The sequence below is a fragment of the Acinetobacter schindleri genome (assembly GCF_010918895.1).
GTDB classification, from domain to species: domain Bacteria; phylum Pseudomonadota; class Gammaproteobacteria; order Pseudomonadales; family Moraxellaceae; genus Acinetobacter; species Acinetobacter schindleri.
The window spans coordinates 841,948-859,960 of sequence record NZ_CP044483.1 but is presented as its reverse complement, the minus strand read 5'-3'; the positions used below and the strand labels follow the sequence as shown (position 1 = coordinate 859,960).

Here is an 18,013-nt window from a genome sequence, read left to right as displayed (position 1 = left end):
TAATACACAAATGATAAAAATATAAAAACGTGAGGCTCATCGGTCTCACGTTTTTTATTTTGCCTGAAGTTCAGGGTAAGTGGATTAGTGATGTAGTCTTGCATTTCTCTGTACTGCTGTCACAGCAGCGTAAAAAATCAGAATCATCGTAATCGCAATAATGGAAACTGCGGCCTGTAAAACACTGAGATAGCTAAAACTCAATGTCACCATGGCAAGATAGGCTAGACGGCTTTTCCAGGTTTCAAGATTCAGAACCATGATCAAGGCGAGTAGAAATATTGCCGCTATAAGATGATGTTGCATCATGACCCCCTATTTTTGTTTTATGAGTCAGTGTTGCGTACAACACGAAAGGAGAACATAGATGCTCCCCTTCAGCTGCTTTTTTTGTTTTGTTGCTTGTTTAACTTTTTAGATCAGTTTCTTTTTCTTCGGTTTCTCCTTTTACAACGACGGGTTTAACTTTTTTCAAAACTTCAATCGTACTGTCTTTAGAGCGTTTTAGGGTATCTGCCAGATGATCCTTATGTTTGGTCGAAATCTGGGTGACATCTTCTTTTAATTCTTTACCGAGTTTCGATAGATCATCAATGACCACATTAAATTCGGTTTTGATAAAGCTGGTCAGTTCATTCAACTCTTTTTGTGAGCCAAACAACTGCTCTTTCAGGGTATCGATGCGCTGCAGTAAATCCTGTTTAAACTGGGTCAGCTGATCAGTCACAGTATTGCTCAGTTTTTTTACTTCAGCTTCAATATTTTCTTTGCTTTCGCCAAGCGTTTCCACTGCCTGCTCTTTCGCCTCTATTGCTGCTTTTTCAAGCTGCTCGGCAGTTTCAGTGACAACGACATTCAGATTTTTTTTAGATGTTGTAGTTTTAGTTGGGGTAGCCATGTCTTTTGCCTTTAGTTATGTTTTGACGATTTCATATTAGTAAATTCGATAAAATTTAAGACTTGATTTGTCTGACAATTATTAAATGGTTACATTTTTCAACATTGATCATGAAACAGACTTTCAAGCAAAAAGCAAGCCATTTATCTCATACTTTTGCAGCAAAGCTATTGGACTTAGCAGGTGTTACTGCGTATAATGCCGTGTTAAGTTCAAGCGAGCAGACATAGGAGGGTAGGTTTAAAAATTAACCTTCCTTTTTTTTCGTCTACTCGCTTTTTTACAGCCTAAATTTCAGGAGCTTTGGTTTGAGCACCCCAGCAATTTTAGCCCTTGCCGACGGAACTATCTTTAAAGGTACTTCGATTGGCGCATCGGGTTGTACGACTGGTGAAGTCGTTTTCAACACTGCCATGACTGGCTATCAAGAAATTTTGACTGATCCAAGTTATGCACAGCAGCTTGTAACTTTAACTTACCCACATATCGGTAATACGGGTTGCAACGAAGAAGACGCAGAATCAGGTCGTATTCATAAAGTATGGGCAAACGGTTTAATTATCCGTGACCTTCCTTTATTACACAGTAACTTCCGTGCTGAACAATCACTAGGTGAATATCTAGAACAGCACAATGTAGTGGCTATTGCTGACATCGACACGCGACGATTAACTCGAATTTTGCGTGATAAAGGTGCACAAAACGGTTGTATCCTTGCAGGCGAAAACATCACTGAAGAAGAAGCACTTGAAAAAGCACGCGCATTTGGTGGTCTGAATGGTTTAGACCTTGCAAAAGAATGCTGTGATCCTGAAGGTTTTGAATGGACTGAAGGTTCATGGACTTTAGGTAAAGGCTTCGCTCAACCAGAATTTAAATTCCATGTTGTTGCATACGATTACGGTGTCAAAACCAACATCTTACGTATGCTTGCAGATCGCGGTTGTAAATTGACCGTTGTGCCTGCGCAAACTCCTGCTGCTGACGTACTTGCACTGAATCCAGATGGCGTGTTCCTGTCGAACGGCCCTGGCGATCCAGCTGCATGTGACTACGCAATTGAAGCTGTAAAAACAATTGTAGAAGATGCCCGCAATATTCCTGTATTCGGGATTTGCCTGGGTCATCAGATTCTTGCGCTTGCAAGCGGTGCCAAGACTGTGAAAATGCCTCACGGCCATCACGGTGCCAACCATCCTGTACAAAACATTGAAACTGGTACAGTGATGATTACTTCTCAAAACCACGGCTTCGCAGTGGATGAAAGCACCTTGCCTGCGGTATTGCGTGTGACTCATCGCTCACTGTTTGATGGTACTAACCAAGGTATTCATCGCACAGACAAACCTGCGTTCAGCTTCCAGGGTCACCCTGAAGCAAGCCCTGGTCCACATGACTGCGCACCATTGTTCGATCATTTCATCGAACTTATCGAAGCATCTAAGAAGTAATTAAGGAAGCATCATGGCTAAACGTACAGACATTAAAAGCATCTTAATTATCGGTGCTGGTCCTATTGTGATTGGTCAGGCGTGTGAGTTTGACTATTCAGGCGCACAAGCGTGTAAAGCGCTTCGTGAAGAAGGCTACCGTGTTATTTTGGTGAACTCTAACCCGGCAACCATTATGACTGACCCTGCAATGGCAGATGCAACGTATATCGAACCGATTACCTGGCAGACTGTTGCAGCAATCATTGAGAAAGAACGCCCAGACGCAGTTCTTCCTACAATGGGTGGTCAAACTGCATTGAACTGTGCCCTTGCCCTTGATGAGCACGGCATTTTAGAAAAATTCAATGTTGAACTGATCGGTGCGACCAAAGAAGCGATTGAAAAAGCTGAAGACCGTAAACTGTTCGACCAGGCAATGCGTAAAATTGGTCTTGAATGTCCAAAAGCAGACATTGCCGAATCAATGGAAGAAGCTTTAGAAATTCAAGCGCGCTTCGGTTTCCCTGTGATTATCCGTCCCTCATTCACGATGGGTGGTTCAGGCGGCGGCATCGCATACAACAAAGAAGAATTCATTGAAATCTGTGAACGCGGTTTTGATCTTTCTCCAACCAAACAGTTATTGATCGATGAATCACTCATTGGTTGGAAAGAGTACGAAATGGAAGTTGTTCGTGACAAAAACGACAACTGTATCATTGTATGTACCATTGAAAACTTCGACCCAATGGGCGTGCACACAGGTGACTCAATCACTGTTGCTCCTGCTCAAACATTGACAGACAAAGAATTCCAGTTACTTCGTAACGCATCTTTAGCGGTGCTTCGTGAAATTGGTGTAGAAACAGGCGGTTCTAACGTTCAGTTCGGTATTAACCCGAAAGATGGTCGTATGGTTGTGATCGAGATGAACCCGCGTGTTTCTCGTTCATCTGCTCTTGCGTCTAAAGCAACTGGTTTCCCGATTGCTAAAATCGCTGCGAAACTGGCTGTGGGTTATACACTTGATGAACTGAAAAATGACATCACTGGCGGTACAACACCTGCATCATTCGAACCTGCGATTGACTATGTAGTTACTAAGATTCCTCGTTTCAACTTCGAGAAATTCCCACAAGCTGATGCAACTTTGACAACACAGATGAAATCTGTGGGTGAAGTGATGGCAATTGGCCGTAACTTCCAGGAGTCTATGCAAAAAGCGCTTCGTGGTCTTGAAGTCGGTGCATCTGGCTTTGATGAGAAAATCGAAGCGGGTACTGAAGGTGCGCGTGAGAAAATTTTACAAGAGCTTAAAGTTCCAGGTCCTGAGCGTATCTGGTACGTGGGCGATGCATTCCGTCACGGCTTCACGCTTGATGAAGTCTTTGCTGCGACGAACATCGACCGTTGGTTCTTGATCCAAATCGAAGACATCATCAAAACTGAAAACCAGATCAAAACTTTAGGTTTTGGTGACTTGAATGCGGACAATATCCGTGGGTTCAAACGTAAAGGTTTATCAGATCTTCGCATTGCGAACTTGATGGGTATTTCACAAAAACAATTCCGTAAACACCGTTGGAACCTGGGCGTAACGCCAGTTTACAAACGTGTCGATACATGTGCTGCAGAATTCGAATCTGATACAGCTTACATGTATTCAACTTACGATGAAGAATGTGAAGCAAATCCATCGACTCGTGACAAGATCATGGTGATTGGTGGCGGCCCTAACCGTATCGGTCAAGGTATCGAATTCGATTACTGCTGTGTACACGCTGCCCTTGCAATGCGTGAAGACGGCTATGAAACCATCATGGTGAACTGTAACCCTGAAACTGTTTCTACGGATTACGACACATCTGACCGTTTGTACTTCGAACCAATTACACTTGAAGATGTGCTTGAAATCGTACGTATCGAGAAGCCAAAAGGCATTATCGTTCAGTATGGTGGTCAAACACCTTTGAAACTGGCTCGTGCTTTAGAAGAAGCGGGTGCGCCAATCATTGGTACATCTCCTGATGCGATTGACCGCGCAGAAGACCGTGAACGCTTCCAGCAAATGATTCAACGTCTGCAACTTCGTCAACCAAACAACAGCATCGTAAAATCTGCTGAAGAAGGTATGGCTGAAGCGTCTAAAGTAGGCTATCCACTTGTGGTACGTCCATCTTACGTCCTTGGTGGCCGTGCGATGGAAATCGTTTATAACGATGAAGAACTTAAACGCTACCTACGTGATGCAGTTCAAGCATCGAATGAAGCGCCTGTTCTGCTTGACCGTTTCCTGGATGATGCAATCGAAGTTGACGTAGACTGTGTCTCTGACGGTAAAGACGTTGTGATTGGCGGCATCATGCAGCATATTGAACAAGCAGGTATTCACTCTGGTGACTCAGCATGTTCGATTCCTCCTTATTCTCTGTCTAAAGAGATTCAGGACGAAATGCGTCGTCAAACAATTGCAATGGCAAAAGAACTTGGCGTAATTGGTCTAATGAACGTTCAGTTTGCGGTTAAAGGCGAAGACGTTTACATCCTGGAAGTGAACCCACGTGCATCACGTACTGTGCCGTTCGTTTCTAAGTGTATCGGCGAATCTTTAGCGAAAGTGGCTGCACGTTGTATGGCGGGTCAATCTCTAGAATCTCAAGGATTCACTTCAGAGATTATCCCTGAACACTTCTCTGTAAAAGAAGCCGTGTTCCCATTCAACAAATTCCCTGGTGTTGACCCGATCCTTGGCCCTGAGATGAAATCGACTGGCGAAGTGATGGGCGTTGGTAAAACATTCGGTGAAGCATTCTATAAAGCTGTTTTAGGTGCGAACGAACGTCTACCTGGTCTTCCGACAGAAGGTGAAGTGAAACACGCATTCATTTCTGTACGTGACTCAGATAAACCTCGTGCAGCAGGCATTGCGAAACAATTGATTGACCTAGGCTTCAAGATTCTTGCAACTGATGGTACATTTAAAGTGATTAGCGAAGCTGGTCTTGAATGTGAACGCGTAAACAAAGTAACCGAAGGCCGTCCAAACATTGTGGACCGTATCAAAAACGGCGAAATCCACCTTGTAATCAATACGACTGAAGGTAAAAAAGCGCAGGAAGATTCATTCTCGATCCGTCGTTCAGCGCTACAAGGTAAAGTGTATAACACAACTACCTTGAATGGTGCGGACGCAGTATGCCAAGCTTTAGCGATTAAATTGCCGATGGATGTATATCGTTTGCAAGATTTAACAGTAGGTTAATTCGTTACTGAGAAGTCCCGTCACCTTCTCGGTGGCGGGCTTTTTTTCATTTATACACTTTGTATTTTACTTACATACCTAATTTTGAGGGACAACTATGCAACGTTATCCTATGACTCCTGAAGGCAAACTTGCCTTGGAAAAAGAATTACATCAGCTAAAAACTGTTGATCGCCCGCGTATTACAGCCGCAATTGCTGAAGCACGTGAACATGGAGATCTAAAGGAAAATGCAGAGTATCATGCTGCACGTGAACAACAGGGCTTCTGTGAAGGTCGTATTCAGGACATCGAAGGTAAACTTGGTGCTTGCCAGGTGATTGATGTTAAAGCGCTAGAACAAAACGGCCGTGTTGTATTTGGCGTGACAGTGACCATTGAAAATCTGGACACTGAAGAACAAAAAACTTACAAAATTGTGGGTGATGACGAAGCAGACTTTAAGATCAACAAGATCTCTGTGAACTCTCCAATCGCACGTGGCCTTTTAGGTAAAAACGAAGGCGATGAAGTGAAAATCGTGACACCACAAGGTGAAGTGGAATACGAAATTTCCAAAGTTGAATATATCTAATTTTTATTTAGATATTTTAGGCTGTAAGACCCCTCACTTGAGGGGTTTTTTATTGATCCTGAAAATTTCTATCGGTTTTATTTTAAGAAGCCAGAAGCCAATGCTTCAAATGCCTGTAAAGCTTGAGGTAAAACCTGTGCAGGATCATCGCTGGATGCCACCCACAGTGCTGCATTCATTGCTGCACCATTTAGCAAGACCGCAGCAGCAAGCGCATCGACTGGTTTTAATCGACCCTCAGCCAATAACTGTTCTACACATTCACGTGTTGATTGCAGGCATTTATTTTGACTTGGCCAATGCGCTGGATCACCGAGTACTGCCGGGCCATCGCGCAGCACAATCCGTTGAAACTCAGCATTTAATGCATGTTCGATATAAGTGCGTCCTTCAAGCATTAATCCACACCAAAGGTCATCAGGCTGCTCCAGATGTTGCTGGGCAGATGAAGCCATTTCTGAATCAATCTGATCGACCACCGCAGCAAATAAGCCCTTTTTGTCACCAAAATGATGATATAGCGCACCACGGGTCAGCCCTGCTTCTGCTGTGAGCTTATCCATTGAAGTCTCTGCATAGCCATATTCCCCAAATGCACGGCGTGCCACTTGAATCAGTTTTTTACGGGTCTCGGCCATTTTTAATTCACGAACAGACATTTCTATTCCCATTTCAGCATTACAAAAATTTTAATTGACATACGCTTCGTATGTCAATTATGTTTACGTACGAAGCGTATGTGAAAATACCAGATGCTTTAAGAAAAATTTTTCATAGTAAGTATTTCAAAGAGAATAGCCATGACTAGAACTGCAATATTTCCCCAAGACCGCCATGCCCTGTATGAACAGCATGGTTATTCTGCTGCGATCAAATCGCAAGATTTACTCTTTGTTTCAGGTCAGGTCGGTAGCCGTGAAGATGGTTCTCCCGAACCAGATTTTGAAAAACAGGTAGAACGCGCTTTTCAAAATTTAGCTGCGACATTGGCAGCGGCTGGTTGTACTTTTGATGATATTATCGATGTCACCACTTTTCATACTGATCCTGAACAGCAATTTGAAAGCATTATGAAAGTTAAAAACCAGATTTTTACCCAAAAGCCTTACCCAAACTGGACGGCTGTGGGCGTAACCTGGCTGGCTGGTTTTGATTTTGAAATTAAAGTCATTGCACGTATCCCTCAAAGCACTTAGATCAGCATTTACTTTAAAATCTTCTTCACGGACTAGATTGAGATTGTTAATTCAGCTTGCAGCACAATTCGGTATAATGACCAATTCCTTATTGTTCTTGCCTCTATGTCTGAAAAGTTAATTAATTCGCCTGTGAATCATTGGTGTGAATTCGAGTTCATCTCAAAAACCGTGAAGAACCCGAATATTCATATTAAAGGGAATTATTCCTACTATTCAGCCTACTGGGATCAAGGTTTTGAGCGCTGTGTAGTACGTTATTTACATGACAAGCCTGCAACGCCTGAGAAATCGATTGATCAGCTTTATATCGGTAATTTCGTCTGTTTTGGCGCAGAATGCGTGATTATGATGGGTAGCAACCAATTGCACCGTATCGACTGGATTTCAGCGTTTCCGTTCGATACACGGGGTTTTGAGCTTGCTGGTGATACGATCATTGGTGATGGCTGCTGGATCGGCTCTCGTGCCATAATTATGCCCGGTGTACAGCTTGGTGAAGGTGCTGTGGTCGCAACGGGGGCTGTCGTGACTGAAGATGTTCCATCTTATGCAGTGGTCGGTGGCGTACCTGCAAAAATTATTAAATATCGTTTCCCACAGGGAGATATAGACAAACTGCTTTCCCTTAAAATTTATGATATCGATGAAAAGCAGTTTTTAAAAATGCGTGAACAGTTGCAGACGGATGATGTTGATCAGCTTAGTTCAAGTATACAAATTGCTATAGGTAACTAAAATTTATATTTTATTTATCAATTAAGCGTTTGTGTACTCCACACATAACGATTTAACCTTATATGATTATTATGTTTCCTTAAATATAAACTCAATTGTTGATACTGTAGTCGATCTACTGCATCAGTATAGTTAATCTGTAGTATTAATCTACAATCCATCTGTTCATCAAATTCTGGTTCTTTTTTTAACTTTAATACTATTTTTTGTTCATTAGAATCACTATTTAAAATATCAACACCCTCATTATTAAAGAGATTAGCAGGAGCTAATTCATCCCAAAAAGTATAAGTAAAAAATATATTTCTACATGTAGCCCTACTATTAGTTAAACTAAATGTAATTTCTAAGCAGCTAAAAAAGTTAGAGTTTAATAAAGTGTGCTGATCTACCTTTAATTTTTTAATATGGAAAAAAGGCTGTAGCTGTTTCTTCTGATAAAACTGATTAAAATCATTATTTTTTGCATTTATTTCTATTTGGTCTTTAGTAAGTTCTAGCAATTTTTTTTGTTCTATAACCTGAGCATTTAAAGCTTTAGTGCTATTAGATAATTCCATTGCTTGCATTATCAATGCTTCAGAATTTTGTTCAAGCCCTTTTCCTTGTTGATAAAATCCCCTTACCAACCAAAAAAATGCAAGCGGTGCAAAAGCACCCGCTATAAAATCACCAAATTCATTCAAATCTTTAGGTAATACACCATTATGAATTTTAAAATAAATGAAAATTAACCATCCAAAAGTTATCGCCCACGACAAACAACTCCCAATATTTAATTTGAACCATTTAAAAAAGTCTTTAGACATTGTTCTTAAAATTCAGTTGCTTATTTCGTGATTATCATATCATTGTAATTCTTATAGGCATAAAAAAACCCACTCAATCGGAGTGGGTTTTTTCAGAATATGGTGGCTATGACGAGACTTGAACTTGTGACCCCCGCATTATGAGTGCGGTGCTCTAACCAACTGAGCTACATAGCCTTAAACTGTGCGCGCATTATGAGTTTTTCTAAAAAAAACGTCAACCCCATAATGCACTGATTGATCAAAATTTGGTGAAGTGAGCCGATAAGCCGGGTTCTGTCGAGAACGATCATTCCTCTAGGCGTACAATCACTCATACGCTCAAGCGACCTACCCGGATCCAGCATGGGCCATGCCTAAAGGATCCCTATTTGGTCTTGCTTCCGGTGGGGTTTACCATGCCATGAACTGTTACCAGTCATGCGGTGCGCTCTTACCGCACCCTTTCACCCTTACCTCCGATTCCGATTGCTCAGAACCATAATGAAGGCGGTCTACTCTCTGCTGCACTTTCCGTCGGCTCACGCCGCCCAGGCGTTACCTGGCACCTTGCCCTATGAAGCCCGGACTTTCCTCCCCTGCTTCAATCACGGAGATCTCCACAGCAGCGATCGTCTGGCTCACTTCGAGCCGCATAGTATCAAATCTGGCAACTAATTGCTTGATGTTTTTTGAGCAGTCAGTTTTTCATACTTGGCTTGAAGCTGTTCCTGCGTCTCTGCATGGTTTGGATCCAGCGGGATACAGTCTACAGGACAGAATAACTGACACTGCGGTTTATCATGATGTCCGACGCACTCGGTACACAGATCAGGATTGATCTCGTAAATGAGTTCCCCCATATAAATTGCCTCATTCGGGCATACAGGTTCACAGACATCACAGTTGATGCATTCATCGGTGATATATAAAGACACGCTACCAACCTTGTTGAAGTTTACGCTCGAAGGCAGCAACCACATTTGGTGGAACAAACTTGGTTACATCCCCTCGCAAGCGGGCAATTTCACGCACCAGAGTGGATGAAATAAAGGAATACTGTTCTGAAGGGGTTAAAAATACCGCTTCAAAATGTGAATCCAGCTGACGGTTCATATTGGCCAACTGAAATTCATACTCAAAATCTGATACTGCACGCAGACCACGCAGAACTGCTGTAGCATTCTGCTCACGGAAGAAATTCACCAGCAGGCCATCAAATCCTACAAATTCAACATTGTTCAAATGGCTCAACGACGCTTGGGCCAGCTCAACTCGCTCTTCCAGACTAAATACCGGATTCTTGTGATGTCCAATCGCAATTGCAACCACCACTTCATCAAACATCTTTGCTGCACGGGTCACCAGGTCAATATGGCCATTGGTGATCGGATCAAAGGTCCCCGGATAAATTACACGAGTTTTAGTCATCCATTTTTACTCTGTTTATTGTGTAAGTTTTCCATTTTAACAAAATCTTGATTTTTTGGCGAAGAAACTCCATCAATTTAAAAACTTCAACTCAATTAAAGTTGCGGTACAATAGCAGCAAGTTTGGAAGTATCAGATTATGGCGAAAGCAAGTATTGTAGTTAAAAAAAATAACGGCGGAACGATTGCGCTAAACAAACGTGCCCGTCACGATTATTTTATTGAAGAAAAATTTGAAGCTGGACTTTCCTTACAAGGCTGGGAAGTAAAATCCTTGCGTGCTGGTCGTATGACCATCGTGGAGAGCTATATCACCTTTAAAAACGGTGAAGCTTTCCTGTTTGGTGCCCAGATTCAGCCACTATTGAGTGCGTCTACCCATGTAGTACCTGAAGCGACGCGTACCCGTAAACTGTTGCTGAATCGCCGTGAAATTGAAAAACTTCTGGGTGCAATTAACCAGAAGGGTTATTCATGCGTACCACTGGCTTGTTACTGGAAAGGTCCAAATGCCAAACTGGAAATTGCCTTGGTAAAAGGTAAACAGCTGCATGATAAGCGTGCAACTGAGAAAGACCGTGACTGGCAACGTGACAAAGCGCGAATTTTCCATCGCTAATGGTTACATAATACCTATAAAAAAACCTCCATAAAATGGAGGTTTTTTTATAAATCCAACTAAGCCTTCAGATTCATACGGGCCAGCGTCAAGGCAATATATTCACCAAACCAGAGCGCAGTTTTTAAATCTCCCTCAGGTGGGGTTACTTCAACAGGTGCATTATCCGATTGAGTCATTAAACCTAAAAAGCTGGACATACGATTCAGGTCAGTTACGCTACGCCCAGTTGGCATTAATGGCAAACCTGCCCATAACATGCCGTGCTGCATGGCAAACAGATTAATCTGCTGCAATACCGCCAGCTTGTCGCCGCTGAGACCGCCGCCATTGGTAAAAGCTGCTGCCAGCTTGCCCTGCCATGCACGTGCCAGCCAGCGTTTCGAAGACTGTTCCATAAACAGCTTCATCGCCGAAGTCAGACTACCCATATAAGTTGGACAGCCAAAAATAATCGCATCGGCAGCGTCCAGCACCTCCCAATCTATATGTTCGACATTCATCATATGCACCTGAACACCAGTTTCCCGTGCACCATCGGCAATGAAATTTGCCACTTTAGCCGTGTGTCCATAAGGACTGTGATAAACAATCGCAACAGATTGGGAAGATAGGGACATAATACTTAAAAACCAAGAATTTCAGTCAAGTTTAACATTTTCAAGCCATAAACACGAATGTTGCCATGCGTCCGGTCTTGGCTTCACGGCGATAAGAGAAGTATTCATCTGCCTGACGGTAAGAGCACTGATCCCCCCCCAGCACGGTTTTGATACCATGTTGATTCAGGATATAACGGGCGATTGCATACAGATCGGCATAGTGCTTGCCTGCCTGCTCTCCTGCCTGAAATGCACTGTCCAGTTCAGGATATTTGGAACAGAAAGCTGCTTTTACTTCTGCGCCAATTTCAAAACACGGCTGACTAATCGCCGCACCGAGCCATGCCCAAGTCGGCTGAGTCTGCATGGCAGTAACTGTATTTTCCACAATCCCACCTGCCAGCCCGCGCCAGCCTGCATGTAAATTGGCAACTTCTGTGCCATCTGCATTTCCCAGTACCACAGGTAAACAGTCTGCGGTCATCATCATCAAGGCGTGCGCTTTGCGCTGCGTAACCAGACCATCACCGATCAGCGCCTCAAATGGCATCTGCTCATTGATGGTATAACAAATCGTGCTATGGGTTTGGGTCATCCAGGTGATTTTATCCACGCCAAAAGGCTGGAAGTCTTTTAGCAACTGGATGCGATGTTTTTGCACACGCGCCGGATTGTCATTGACATGCAATGCCAGATTAAAGCCCGCCAGTTCTGGCTGCTCCGATGGCTGTATCTGTTCATGATGAACACGAGTCTGACCCACATAAACGCTTTGAGGCAAACCTTGTACAAATTGCATGTCTCTTTCCTTTTAATGACCAATGCTGGAAATGAAGAAATTAATAAGCCTTGTTTTCGCTGCGCAGTACTTCAACCAGATTGGTGAAATCTTCTGGCCACGGCGCATTAAAGGTCATTTCTTCTTTGGTCCGTGGATGTTTCAGACCTAAAGTCGCAGCATGCAGTGCCTGACGTTTAAAGCCACGCAAGGTATCTTCAAGCAACTGTGAAGCACCGGCTGGCATACGCACACGCGGCATATACACCTGATCACCCACCAAACCATAACCGATATAGCTAAAGTGCACACGGATCTGATGGGTACGACCAGTTTCCAGACGTGCTTGAACACGGGTAAAGTGCTGAAAGCGTTCTTTCACATTGTAATGCGTGACTGCATCCTTGCCACCTGGAAGTACGGTCATTTTGACACGATCTACCGGATGACGTTTGATTGGCTCATCAATGGTACCGCCGGCAATGATGTTGCCATATACAACCAGATCATAAACGCGGTATACCGATTTTTTCTCAAGCTGACGGCTTAAAAAAAACTGTGCTTCCAGGTTTTTCGCAACCACCAGTAAACCCGAGGTATCTTTATCGATACGATGTACCAGACCGGCACGCGCCAGTTCTGCTGATTTTGGATAATGATGCAATAAAGCATTCACCAAAGTACCAGAACTATTGCCTGCACCCGGATGTACGACCATGCCAACTGGTTTGTTGACCACAATAATGTCATCATCTTCATAGATGATATCCAGTGGAATATCTTCAGGAAGGCTGCGGGTCTGTGCTTCAAGTTCAACATTTAGTGTAAGCGTTTCAAAACCATCACATTTATATTTAGGCTTTACAGGCTGGCCATTGACCAATAAATTACCGTCTTTAATCCACTGTTTCAGCTTTTCGCGGGAAAAATCGCTCCATACGATCGCGGCAACCTGATCGATACGCTGGCCCAGATAGGTTTCATCCACTTGAAATTGCAACGCTAAACGTGTTGCAGTTGTGTCTGAAGTATGGTTATCTGCATCCTCAGAATCTTCAAGTAAATTAAAATCAGTTTCAGGGAAATTAGAATTGGAAGATTGTGCTTGACTCATTTGCTCATTCAGACAAAAGTGGTTTAATAGTGCAATTGTAGCTCATTGCCCGTATTAACAGAGGAATTTTTATGTCGCTACCACATTATAAAATGACAATGCTTGCAATTACGTTAGGCGTTGCATCGGCAATGGTAGGCTGTAGCAGTAATCCAACAAAAAAAGACGTCGTGGATAAAGGCCCTGAAGCCAGCGAACAGGTTTATATTCAAAAAGCACAAAAAGCGCTTGACCGTCAGCAATATAGTGATGCTGCACGTCAGCTTGAAGGTCTGGAAACCTATTTCCCTACCAGTCAGTATGCAGCTCAGGCGCAACTGGATCTGATCTATGTCAAATTCCAGCAAAAGGATTTTGAAGGTGCAGTAGCATTGGCTGAACGCTTCATCCGCCTGAATCCACAACATCCAAATGTCGACTATGCTTACTATGTGCGTGGTGTAGCTAACATGGAGCAGAACTATAACGGTCTGCTGCGCTATACCAAACTGAAACAGTCACACCGCGATGTCAGCTATCTGAAAGTGGCTTATCAGAACTTCGTTGATTTCATTCGTCGCTATCCTTCAAGCGAATATGCAGTTGATGCTGCTCAACGTATGAAGTTTATTGGTCAGGAACTGGCTGAGCATGAAATGAATGCGGCGCGTTTTAACATCAAGCGTAAAGCTTACCTTGCGGCTGTTGAACGTGCGCAATGGGTGATTGAACATTACCCACAAGTGCCACAAACTCCAGAAGCTCTGGCGACCATTGCCTATGGCTATGACAAACTCGGTGATAAAGCGACTTCACAGCAATATATCGAAGTGCTGAAACTGAACTATCCAAATCTGGTGAATGCTGATGGTACAGTGGACTTAAGTTCAGCACGCAGTGAAGGCAGTTTCTTTAACCGTGCAACCTTAGGGATCTTCGGTAAGGAAGCACGTACCTACTCAGGTTCTGACAATATTCCGGAACCAAAACAGGAACGCAGCCTGACCAATCGCATGTCATTTGGTTTGTTAGATCGTCCTAAAAACACTGAAACTGAACAGCCTGAGCCGACTGCTGAATAAGCCGACTGTTACAGGTGCAATTTTGCAAAGGGCAAGGTATCATACTTGCCCTTTTGCCATTTCTGAGCAACGCTTGAACAAATCGTGCAAAAGGTATACAAAGGAATTTATATAGAGCTGGCTTAATTCCTACTCTTAATTTTTCAATGATTTACACCTTATAAACGCAGCACGAGAAGCTCAGCAGACTATGGCCATTCCTCAACATACGATTGATCAGATTCTCGATCGCACCGACATTGTCGATGTGATTGGTCAATTCGTGAAATTAAAAAAAACTGGCCGTACCTATTCGGGCTGTTGCCCTTTCCATCAGGAAAAATCTCCTTCTTTCCACGTTTACCGAGACAAGCAGTATTTCCACTGTTTTGGCTGTCAGGCCAATGGTAATGCCATCCGTTTTTTAATGGACATTGGCAACCGTAATTTCATTGAAGTGATGAAAGACCTGTCCAGTCAGACCGGCATTGAATTACCTAAAGATAATCAGGAATCCAGCAAGCTTAAATATAAGCGTGAAGCAGCGAAGCCTAAAGCTGCAACAAAACCGTCTGTGCCAAAGGCAGCAACCAATACATCCAATAATCAGAATCAGGCAACTTCAGCTACCAGTAATACTGCATCGGTCACCAGTTTTGACCCTTTTGCAGAGTTTCAGAATCCTGAACAGGATTACTATAGCGATCCGTTTGCTGCTTTTGAGCAAATGCCAATGCAGGACGCGCCTCAGGAAGGCAACCTGTTTGACTTATTGGAAAATATCGCACAATTCTATGAGCGCCAGTTACCGAATAGTGCCAGTGCACAGCAGTATTTCCGCCAACGTGGCCTCAGTGCTGAAACAATTGCCTATTGGCGCTTAGGCTATGCACCGGAAGACTGGCAGCACCTGGAAAAAGCTTTCCCGCAGGATATTGAAGGTCTCAAGCTCTTAGGTTTGATTCGTACCAGCGACAATGGTCGTGATTTCGACCTGCTTCGTGACCGGGTGATTTTCCCGATTCGGGATGCGAAAGGTCGCGTGGTCGGCTTTGGTGGCCGTGCGCTCAATGATGAAATCAAGCCGAAATATATCAACTCGCCGGATTCGGAAGTTTTCCATAAGAACCAGTTGCTGTATGGCCTGTATGAGGGCCGTAAGCAGAAAGCCCAAGAGTGGCTGATGGTCGAAGGCTACATGGATGTCATTGCCTTGCAGCAATATGGCATTCATGGTGCTGTGGCGACACTGGGGACTGCCAGTAATACCGAACATCTGAATATCCTGTTCAAGCAGAATCATCGTATCACGATTGCCTTTGACGGTGATGCTGCCGGTCAGAAAGCGGCACGACGTACCCTTGAGATTGCCCTGCCGTTACTCAATGATGGTCGTGAGTTGAAGTTCTTTGTACTGCCAAATGACCATGATCCAGATTCATTGATCCGTCGTGAAGGCATTGAAAACTTTCGCCGTCTATTAGATCAGGCTCCGCTGTTATCCGATTTTGTCTTTGCTCATCTGGCCCAAAACCATGATGTGACCACACCTGAGGGTAAAAGCCAGGTCATGGCAGAGTTGCGTCAGCTGACCGAGCTATTACCAAAGCAAGGTTCTTATCGCTATCTGCTGCAACAGTTTTTCCGGGAAAAACTGGGTTTTAACCGCAAATGGCAACCCAAGGTTAATAATGATGCCAGCTTAAGCTTTAGTACCAAGATTGATGCTGAAGAATATGTAATTGCGATCTTGCTGAATCATCCCTATCTGTATATTCATTTTGAGCCGCTACGTGCTCTGGTTTCACCGGATCAACTACTTTATAAGATTCTGAATATCCTGAATGTGATTTTTGATGATCTACCGGATGATCCAGAGTTGTCGACTTATTATGTACTCGGTGCCTGTGCCGCACATCACCATGAATTACAGCACATCCTGCAACATGCTAATGTCAGCGACTATACTTCTTCTCCTGAACAGGCAGACAAGCTGGCAGCTGATTTCTCGACCAAGCTGCAATATCAATGTTTAAAAAACAAGATTAAGTCGAAGAAATTTAGCAGTATTGAAGAAATGAAGAATCTGAAGTTGCAGATTTTTGAGATTGACCGGAAGCGTACGATGACACTGCTTGAAGAATAATTTTCTTATTTTTAAGTTGAGTAATGGAGATCTTTGTAGATCTCCATTTTTTATTGGATCGAAAATATCTAGTGCTTTGGTTTACGGCGTTTTAGCATGACCTCATGCAAGGTATGCTGTACCATCTCAAAACAGCTCGGGTCTTCAGCTTTGGCCGCTTCACGCAGCACAATCGAAGTGGGATGTAGCAGCTTTTGAGTCAGACGATGTGATAAATCTGCCAGTACCTCTACAGCCAGATCACCTTTGGCAATACGTTGCATGGCATGGGCTAGTTCTTCTTCACGTAACTGTTCACCATAGTCACGATAGGTATGAATAGTGTCACCTGCCAGATTTACTTTCTGTTGGGTAACCAGTTCAGTTGCCAGCTGATTGACCATTACTTCCGCTTCAACCGCCGCCTGACGACGCTGTGCCAGGTTTTCCTCAATCACGCTTTGCAGGTCATCGACACCATAGAGATAGACTCCATCCAGCTTTTCAACCTTGGCATCGATATCCCGCGGTACAGCCAGATCAACCAACAGCATTTGCTGGTAACGGCGTTTCTTTAATGCCGCTTTGACATCAGCAAAATGGATTACCTGATGCAGACTACCTGTACAACTGGAAATGACATCAGCACGATGCAGGTTCGCTGCCAGCTGATCAAATTCAATAATTTCAACATCGACACGATGCGCGATTTCCTGTGCCAGACTTTCAGCACGTGCACGGGTACGGTTGCAGATAATGACCTTACCGACACCCATTTCCGCCAGATGCTTGGCCACCAGGCTATTCATTTCACCTGCGGCAACAATCATGACGGTCAGTTTTTCCGGCTTGGAAAAAACCTGGATCGCCAGCTGTGCCACCGCATACCCCATCGATACAGCATGACTCCCCACTGCAGTTTCCGAACGCACACGTTTGGCTGCATAGAAGGCATATTCAAATATACGGTTGAGGTTTGGCGAAACGGTATGAGCTTCTTTAGCCAGGGATAAAGCGGTTTTTACCTGTCCCAGAATCTGTGGCTCACCTAACATCAGTGAATCCAGACCACTGGCGACACGCATCAGATGAGTAACTGCCTGAGCATTTTCATAGCGATATACATGGTTTTGCAGCTGCTTGACATCAACCCCATTTTTTTGGGCGAGCCAGTTCAGCACCATGTCGACATTGTCAGACATCGCGTAGATTTCAGTTCGATTACATGTAGACACCACCACCATGTCATTCAACTCAGGGTGCTGGCTTTGTTCAGCAAGCAAGACACTTAATTTTTCAGGATTAAAAGCGACTTGTTCACGAAGTTCTACAGAGGCAGTTTGATGGTTGACACCCAATGCAAAGAAAGACATATCAGGTCATCATTTCACTAAATTTATGCTATTGTGCAACAT

General features: G+C 43.7%; 18 protein-coding genes, 1 tRNA gene and 1 other RNA gene. 8 read left to right on the top strand and 12 right to left on the bottom strand.

The window, feature by feature from the left end:
* Positions 1-84 precede the first annotated feature (84 nt).
* On the bottom strand, positions 85-306 hold the full coding sequence (locus tag FSC11_RS04210; protein WP_163165330.1) for a hypothetical protein: 222 nt from the start codon (positions 304-306) through the stop codon (positions 85-87).
* Positions 307-406: 100 nt separating this feature from the next.
* The gene (locus tag FSC11_RS04205) at positions 407-898 is read right to left on the bottom strand and encodes a hypothetical protein (protein WP_163165328.1); all 492 of its coding nucleotides are present in this window, start codon (positions 896-898) and stop codon (positions 407-409) included.
* Positions 899-1,206: 308 nt separating this feature from the next.
* Here FSC11_RS04205 and carA point away from each other — a divergent pair, with 308 nt between their 5' ends.
* The 3 genes from carA (at position 1,207) to greA (ending at position 6,167) form a co-directional block, all read left to right on the top strand.
* Positions 1,207-2,349, top strand: a complete 1,143-nt coding sequence (gene carA / locus FSC11_RS04200; RefSeq protein ID WP_004814933.1) for a glutamine-hydrolyzing carbamoyl-phosphate synthase small subunit — start codon at positions 1,207-1,209, stop codon at positions 2,347-2,349.
* Between the two features lie 13 nt (positions 2,350-2,362).
* Positions 2,363-5,593, top strand: a complete 3,231-nt coding sequence (gene carB / locus FSC11_RS04195) for a carbamoyl-phosphate synthase large subunit (RefSeq protein WP_163165326.1) — start codon at positions 2,363-2,365, stop codon at positions 5,591-5,593.
* 97 nt (positions 5,594-5,690) lie between these two features.
* Positions 5,691-6,167, top strand: a complete 477-nt coding sequence (gene greA / locus FSC11_RS04190) for a transcription elongation factor GreA (protein WP_005222895.1) — start codon at positions 5,691-5,693, stop codon at positions 6,165-6,167.
* A 77-nt stretch (positions 6,168-6,244) separates the two neighbouring features.
* Here greA and FSC11_RS04185 read toward each other — a convergent pair whose 3' ends face one another.
* Entirely contained in the window at positions 6,245-6,826 is a 582-nt protein-coding gene (locus FSC11_RS04185; RefSeq protein WP_163165324.1) for a TetR/AcrR family transcriptional regulator, read from the bottom strand.
* A 141-nt stretch (positions 6,827-6,967) separates the two neighbouring features.
* Here FSC11_RS04185 and FSC11_RS04180 point away from each other — a divergent pair, with 141 nt between their 5' ends.
* Together FSC11_RS04180 and FSC11_RS04175 are read left to right on the top strand one after the other, a co-directional pair.
* Positions 6,968-7,363: a RidA family protein gene (locus FSC11_RS04180; RefSeq protein ID WP_008305088.1), complete on the top strand. Its 396-nt coding sequence runs from the start codon at positions 6,968-6,970 to the stop codon at positions 7,361-7,363.
* Between the two features lie 105 nt (positions 7,364-7,468).
* Complete coding sequence (locus FSC11_RS04175; RefSeq protein ID WP_163165322.1) at positions 7,469-8,101, top strand: CatB-related O-acetyltransferase; 633 nt, start codon at positions 7,469-7,471, stop codon at positions 8,099-8,101.
* A 17-nt stretch (positions 8,102-8,118) separates the two neighbouring features.
* Here the strand turns inward: FSC11_RS04175 and FSC11_RS16240 are convergent, their stop codons facing one another.
* The 5 genes from FSC11_RS16240 to coaD form a co-directional block, all read right to left on the bottom strand.
* The gene (locus FSC11_RS16240) at positions 8,119-8,910 is read right to left on the bottom strand and encodes a hypothetical protein (RefSeq protein ID WP_227591005.1); all 792 of its coding nucleotides are present in this window, start codon (positions 8,908-8,910) and stop codon (positions 8,119-8,121) included.
* Between the two features lie 100 nt (positions 8,911-9,010).
* Positions 9,011-9,087 (bottom strand) — tRNA-Met (locus FSC11_RS04165).
* A 72-nt stretch (positions 9,088-9,159) separates the two neighbouring features.
* An RNA gene (rnpB, locus tag FSC11_RS04160) (RNase P RNA component class A) lies at positions 9,160-9,537 on the bottom strand.
* A 26-nt stretch (positions 9,538-9,563) separates the two neighbouring features.
* Positions 9,564-9,827, bottom strand: a complete 264-nt coding sequence (locus tag FSC11_RS04155; protein WP_034434081.1) for a YfhL family 4Fe-4S dicluster ferredoxin — start codon at positions 9,825-9,827, stop codon at positions 9,564-9,566.
* A 1-nt stretch (position 9,828) separates the two neighbouring features.
* Complete coding sequence (coaD, locus tag FSC11_RS04150; RefSeq protein ID WP_004814921.1) at positions 9,829-10,320, bottom strand: pantetheine-phosphate adenylyltransferase; 492 nt, start codon at positions 10,318-10,320, stop codon at positions 9,829-9,831.
* Positions 10,321-10,459: 139 nt separating this feature from the next.
* On the opposite strand from coaD, the gene smpB reads away from it, so the two are divergent.
* Entirely contained in the window at positions 10,460-10,939 is a 480-nt protein-coding gene (gene smpB, locus FSC11_RS04145) for an SsrA-binding protein SmpB (RefSeq protein ID WP_004891982.1), read from the top strand.
* A 59-nt stretch (positions 10,940-10,998) separates the two neighbouring features.
* Here the strand turns inward: smpB and FSC11_RS04140 are convergent, their stop codons facing one another.
* Genes FSC11_RS04140 through rluD form a run of 3 tightly spaced genes read right to left on the bottom strand, consistent with a single transcriptional unit; the run spans position 10,999 to position 13,433 of the window.
* Complete coding sequence (locus tag FSC11_RS04140) at positions 10,999-11,559, bottom strand: flavodoxin family protein (RefSeq protein WP_004814919.1); 561 nt, start codon at positions 11,557-11,559, stop codon at positions 10,999-11,001.
* 40 nt (positions 11,560-11,599) lie between these two features.
* Complete coding sequence (pgeF, locus tag FSC11_RS04135; protein ID WP_163165320.1) at positions 11,600-12,340, bottom strand: peptidoglycan editing factor PgeF; 741 nt, start codon at positions 12,338-12,340, stop codon at positions 11,600-11,602.
* A 40-nt stretch (positions 12,341-12,380) separates the two neighbouring features.
* The gene (gene rluD / locus FSC11_RS04130) at positions 12,381-13,433 is read right to left on the bottom strand and encodes a 23S rRNA pseudouridine(1911/1915/1917) synthase RluD (protein WP_163165318.1); all 1,053 of its coding nucleotides are present in this window, start codon (positions 13,431-13,433) and stop codon (positions 12,381-12,383) included.
* Positions 13,434-13,504: 71 nt separating this feature from the next.
* Here rluD and FSC11_RS04125 point away from each other — a divergent pair, with 71 nt between their 5' ends.
* Positions 13,505-14,494 (top strand): outer membrane protein assembly factor BamD, encoded by a 990-nt coding sequence (locus FSC11_RS04125; RefSeq protein ID WP_004814916.1) that lies wholly within the window; start codon positions 13,505-13,507, stop codon positions 14,492-14,494.
* A gap of 190 nt (positions 14,495-14,684) precedes the next feature.
* Complete coding sequence (locus FSC11_RS04120; protein WP_163165316.1) at positions 14,685-16,619, top strand: DNA primase; 1,935 nt, start codon at positions 14,685-14,687, stop codon at positions 16,617-16,619.
* Between the two features lie 68 nt (positions 16,620-16,687).
* On the opposite strand, the gene hemA is transcribed toward FSC11_RS04120, so the two are convergent.
* Positions 16,688-17,971 carry a glutamyl-tRNA reductase gene (gene hemA / locus FSC11_RS04115; protein WP_163165314.1) on the bottom strand — a complete coding sequence of 428 codons (1,284 nt, stop codon included), beginning with the start codon at positions 17,969-17,971 and terminating at the stop codon, positions 16,688-16,690.
* Positions 17,972-18,013 lie beyond the last annotated feature (42 nt).